We start from the raw sequence: 5,448 nt of genomic DNA, 5'->3' as shown, positions 1-5,448 counted from the left end.
AAAGGCTGAAACCAGTTTTAGTAAAGGTATGCCAGCAAAGCAGAAGAAAGCGATGCGCAGTACAGCTTATCTTGAAAAGGTATTGAATTTATAGTGTTTTTTCATACTCTTGCCCTGGTAAGTTATGTTGTTTGTTAGGAGCGAGGGCTTGTTAGCTGTTTATTGTTTTGCGTAATATTTAATCACGATAAATCAAACGTGGGTTAATTTAGATTCTCGTTTAAAAAAGGGCAGAGAAATTAATACAACAAGCCAGCACCTATGTGCTGACTTTTTATATATTTATAACGGCTTATTAATTAATAATATAGCTTCTTTTGCAGTAACAGGTTTTGATTTTAAAAAACCTTGCCCGTAATCACACTTAGTTGCCTGCAATATAGTTAGTTGCTCAGCTGTTTCTATTCCTTCGGCAACCACTTCTAATTTTAAAGATTGAGCAAGCGATAAAATGGCTTCGACTAGTGGGTTAGTAGAATCTTGAAGGTGATCTATAAAGCTTTTATCAATTTTTAAAATATGAATCGGGAGTTGGTGTAAATAGCCTAACGCTGAATAACCGGTACCAAAATCATCAAGGCATAATTTTACTTTTAATGGCGAAAGCCCCTCAATTATTTGTGTCGCTAGCTCTAGGTTTTCTATTAGACCTGATTCTGTAATTTCTAAGCATAAAGAGCCCAATGGAAGTTGGTATTTATTGTATATAGCATGTATTTGGGCAACAAAATCGAGGCTCGCAAAATGTCGAGACGATACATTGACAGTCACTTTTAAAAAACGATGCCCTTGTTTATGCCAATCTGATATATGTTGTGCGGCTAAATCAAGTAAGTGCAAATCAAGATTTATGATTTGGCCAGTGGTTTCAGCGATTGGGATAAAATCGTTGGGTGGAACAAAGCCTTTTTTAGGGTGATGCCAACGTACTAGAGCCTCAAAACCAACGACTCGGCTTGAGGAAATAGTAAAAATTGGTTGAAAGTAAAGTTCAAATTCGTTGTGTTCTATGGCGTGTTGTAAATCGTTTTCGATGTCGGCGTGAGTTTTAAGTTTTTGGCGCATAGCATTGTTAAAAAACTTAACTTGTCCTCGGCCTGATGATTTAGCTTCGTACATGGCGGCATCAGCTTGTTGTAATAATTTATATGCTTTGTCGCTTGTATTATCATTATATGCAATACCAATGCTGGTGGAGGCTTGTAATAAATGACCATTAACATTGATAGGTTTTGAAAGAATTACTTCAATCCGTGTAAGTGCTTCATTTACTTGATTTCGATGAGTGATATTTTCCATGAAAATAGCGAATTCATCACCACCTAATCGGGCAAAAGTATCTGTGTTTCGTATCGTACTTTTAATTAATTCGCATATTTTTATTAAAAAATGGTCACCAACCTCATGACCAAGAGAGTCGTTAATACTTTTAAAGCGATCAAAATCTAAATATAAAAGGGCATTACTTGTGCCTTTTTTAGCTCTTGCTAGGCGTAATATTGCATGCTTAATTCGCTCTATTAATAATGACCGATTAGCTAGCCCAGTAAGATCGTCATGAAGTGCTCTGTGTTCAAGCTCCTGGCGGACAAGTTGTCTATCAATAGCCATACTTATTTGCCTACTAACGTAGGTTAATAATGCGCTGTCTTGCTCGTTATAATGCAGTGTTTTATCGTAACTTTGTACAACAATAACGCCGCTCATTTGATCGTTGGTTTTAAATGGTACACCCAACCAAGATTCTGATTGCCTACCCACCATTTTAAAACATCCTTTATCAATATATTCTTGAAAAGACTGTCTGTTAAGTAGTAGTGTTTGGTCTGTTTGCAGTAGATAGTAAGATGCGGTGTCTTTTAGCTGCTCTTTAGATATTTTTTGATGTGCTTTAGTTTGAATGCCTTCTTCTACAATGTAAGCAATATCAAGAATATCGACTTGCTTATCGTACAGCGCAATAAAAAAGTTATCAGCACGTAATAGGCTATTAATAATAGTATGTAGTGCTTCAAAAAACGTATCTAAATTACTCGCTTTGTAAGTTAAATTAGCTATTTGTAAAAGGCTGTTTTCGAGTTTTTGCGCATTGTTTAATTGTCTTACGGTTTGTTGTAAATTATTGACGGTGTTAACTTGATTTATTTTGGCGCTTAATAAATGGGCAACCGTAGTTAATATTTCAAGGTGAGAGTTAGTAAAGTAATTTTTTACTGGGTGTTCACAGTCAATTACCCCTAATACTTTTTCTTTATATATAAGAGGGACGCACAACTCTGATTGTGCAGGACGTTCATCGGCTATATAACGGCTATCTGTACTGACATCGTCAAGTATAATGGCTTTACCTGTTGAGGCTACAAAACCTGAAATCCCTTCACTAAACCGGATTACCTTTCTCTGTGCTCTATATTTATAACGCTCATGGGCAATGCCCATAGATGCAACTTGATTTAATGTAGAGGCTGAGTCGTCGGCTAGGTAAATAACACAGTCAACAAAACCAAGTCTATTTACGACCTGTGTAGTGACGTATTCGAATAGTTCTGCAAGAGTATCAAGTTGTAATAGGCTTGACGAAAACTGATTAATAATACCAAGTTGTTCAGTTTTTATTTCTAGCGCTTTATTGATATCGATTTTGTTCGACATAGGCGATTATTATTTTTCTTATTATTTGTTAGTTCAGGTACTAAGTTAACTCAATCTGAATCGTTCTACAAAACAAAACGATGAATGTTTTTGATTTATGCAAAGTTTAGGTTCATTTTAAATGAGAGAGGTCGCTTATATCTACTGATTGGATAACTTCTACCCTACGTAGCAGACTATAGGAACACATTTGTTATCAAAATTAAGATGTGCTCCTTAATAGCGCTTTTTGCTTTAGCTGTTTTACTATAAATTATTTGTTTTACTGTAAGCCCCATACAGAGGAAAGGTCATCTTTATTTATGTAAATATTGTGATTATTTTTAATAAAATCTTTACTCGAAAACACCATATGCCTATGATCGGATAAATTCAGCCGTGGAACTAAAGTAATGACTAGTACAAATACAGACTCAGTAACAACATTAACGATAACTCGCCCTGATGATTGGCACGTTCACTTACGTGATGGCGATCAGCTAAAAGATACGGTCCGTGATATTAGTCGTTATATGGGGCGAGCGATTATTATGCCAAACTTAGTTCCTCCAGCTACCTGTACTGATACGGCATTAGAGTATAGAACACGTATTATTGCAGCCGGTCCACAAGGTAATTTTGAGCCTCTAATGGTGCTGTATCTTACGGATAAAACAACACCTGACGAAATTAAAAAGGCGAAAGCGACGGGTCAAATAGTTGCTGCTAAGCTTTATCCTGCCGGAGCAACTACAAATTCTGACTCAGGCGTAACTTCAGTTAAAAATATATACCCAGTGTTAAAAGCAATGCAAGAAGTAGGGATGTTATTATTAGTGCACGGTGAAGTGACTGATTCATCAATTGATATTTTTGATCGCGAAAAAGTATTTTTAGACACAATTTTAGGTGATGTCGTTAGCGATTTCCCTGAGCTTAAAATTGTACTCGAACATATTACGACTAAAGATGCAGTAGAGTTTGTAGTTAATGCTTCAGATAATGTAGCTGCTACTATCACAGCTCATCATTTACTTTATAATCGTAACCATATGTTAGCTGGTGGAATACGTCCTCATTATTACTGTTTACCAATATTAAAACGCAATATTCATCAACAAGCGTTAATGGCAGCTGCTATAAGTGGAAATAAAAAATTCTTTTTAGGGACTGACTCAGCACCACATTATAAAGATAAAAAAGAAGCAGCTTGTGGCTGTGCTGGTGCATATACAGCCCATGCAGCAATTGAGCTGTATGCTGAAGCGTTTGAAGACGCAGGTGCTCTTGATAAGCTAGAAGGGTTTGCGAGCCACTTTGGTCCTGATTTTTATGAATTAGCACGTAACACCGATACGATTACATTACACAGAAGCCCATGGAAAGTACCTGCAAGTTATACTCTAGGTGATTCTCAAGTTGTACCTATCAAAGCTGAAGATACAATTGAGTGGCAAGTTAAGTAGGTAATGATTAAATAGATAAGTAAGCAAAAGCCGCATTATTGTTTGCGGTTTTTTTTCGTTTTATAAACCATAATTTAAAAATTAAAGGCGCTTAAAAACAAGGTAATTTGTTAAATTTTGGATAAAATTAATGTCAAAGCCATATATCATACAATAATATATTTGCAACTTTTTGCTTTTAAATTAATCAGTTGAAGATATTTTAAAGAATAGATGTGTTTTTAATAAATATTTTATAATTAATAGAGCGAAACAAAAAATAATGTGTTAATCTTAACTTGCTTTGAGTTTTTATGTATTGAATTTACGGATATTGTGCTGCGTTTAAGGTTACCGGTTTGGTTATTACTTGTTCCTGTACTGTACCTCCATATTTTTGAGCATTGACTCGGGGAGGAGATTGCCATAATAATATGGCTGAATTTTAATTATTGACTTACAGGAAAATTTAGTATGTCGGTTACTGGTAAAGTAAAGTTTTTCAACGAAGCTAAAGGCTTTGGTTTCATTGAGCAAGAAAATGGTCCTGACGTGTTTGTACATTTCAGCGCAATCACTGGTTCTGGTTTTCGCACTCTTAGCGAAGGTCAAGCAGTGACATTCAGCATCAAGCAAGGTCAAAAAGGCCCTGAAGCTGAGAACGTAGAAGCAGCATAATTTATTATGTGAACCTTCGTTCAACGTGGTGAAACAGTCTTCTGTTTCACCATAATTCCTCCTAATACAAATCAAGAAATAATATTCAAATACCCTTCAATAGAAAATAATCAATATTATTCAAATACACCTCAATAAAAATCATTAATAACATTATCAAATATCTCAATAACAATAATTAGAAATTACATATTTCCTCCAAACCTCTGACCGCATCTAATATGTTCCTAATCAATAACAACCTAAAATAATAACTAAATTTAAAGCACATACTTTAGTTTATGCTGATTTATAAAAGGTAAGTGTTATTTATACCAAACTTTCAGAACGAGTTTTAAGTGAGTCGTACATTTCGAACTAAAAAGTTTGTTGCAAACTTAGGAAGCTAAGTTTGGGGGATAATGATAAGTTTTTCTCAATAGTTAAGTATCTAACCAACCATATTAGAGTTCAATAAACAACGGTATAAGATTTTTATTATTAAGGTTTTTAACAATTATGATAATTAATTACCGATCTAATTATGTTTAATCCTTATTGATTTAACAAAAGTAGAATTTCACCTAGCAAGTGAGTTTTTATGTCATAAAATCCAATTTAATAATGACTCTAATAAACGCGGATTCACATCTGAAGTGCATAACGTTTAGGCGGCTTTAGCCGCCAAGTGATCCTGCATCAATTTTGCAGGCGT

General features: G+C 34.8%; 3 protein-coding genes. 2 read left to right on the top strand and 1 reads right to left on the bottom strand.

Features of this window, described 5'->3' with window-relative positions; genetic code table 11:
• Nucleotides 1-282: 282 nt before the first annotated feature.
• Nucleotides 283-2,652, bottom strand: coding sequence for an EAL domain-containing protein (locus I6F65_RS20815; protein ID WP_197114728.1), 2,370 nt, complete (start codon nt 2,650-2,652; stop codon nt 283-285).
• 392 nt (nt 2,653-3,044) lie between these two features.
• On the opposite strand from I6F65_RS20815, the gene pyrC reads away from it, so the two are divergent.
• Nucleotides 3,045-4,097 carry a dihydroorotase gene (gene pyrC / locus I6F65_RS20810; RefSeq protein ID WP_197114726.1) on the top strand — a complete coding sequence of 351 codons (1,053 nt, stop codon included), beginning with the start codon at nt 3,045-3,047 and terminating at the stop codon, nt 4,095-4,097.
• Between the two features lie 453 nt (nt 4,098-4,550).
• Nucleotides 4,551-4,754, top strand: a complete 204-nt coding sequence (locus I6F65_RS20805) for a cold-shock protein (protein WP_002961702.1) — start codon at nt 4,551-4,553, stop codon at nt 4,752-4,754.
• Nucleotides 4,755-5,448: the final 694 nt, after the last annotated feature.

It is taken from the genome of Pseudoalteromonas sp. SWXJZ94C, from assembly GCF_015864385.1.
In the GTDB taxonomy this organism is placed as follows: domain Bacteria; phylum Pseudomonadota; class Gammaproteobacteria; order Enterobacterales; family Alteromonadaceae; genus Pseudoalteromonas.
The sequence above is the reverse complement of the archived record's forward strand: the minus strand, read 5'-3'. Positions and strand labels throughout refer to the sequence as shown.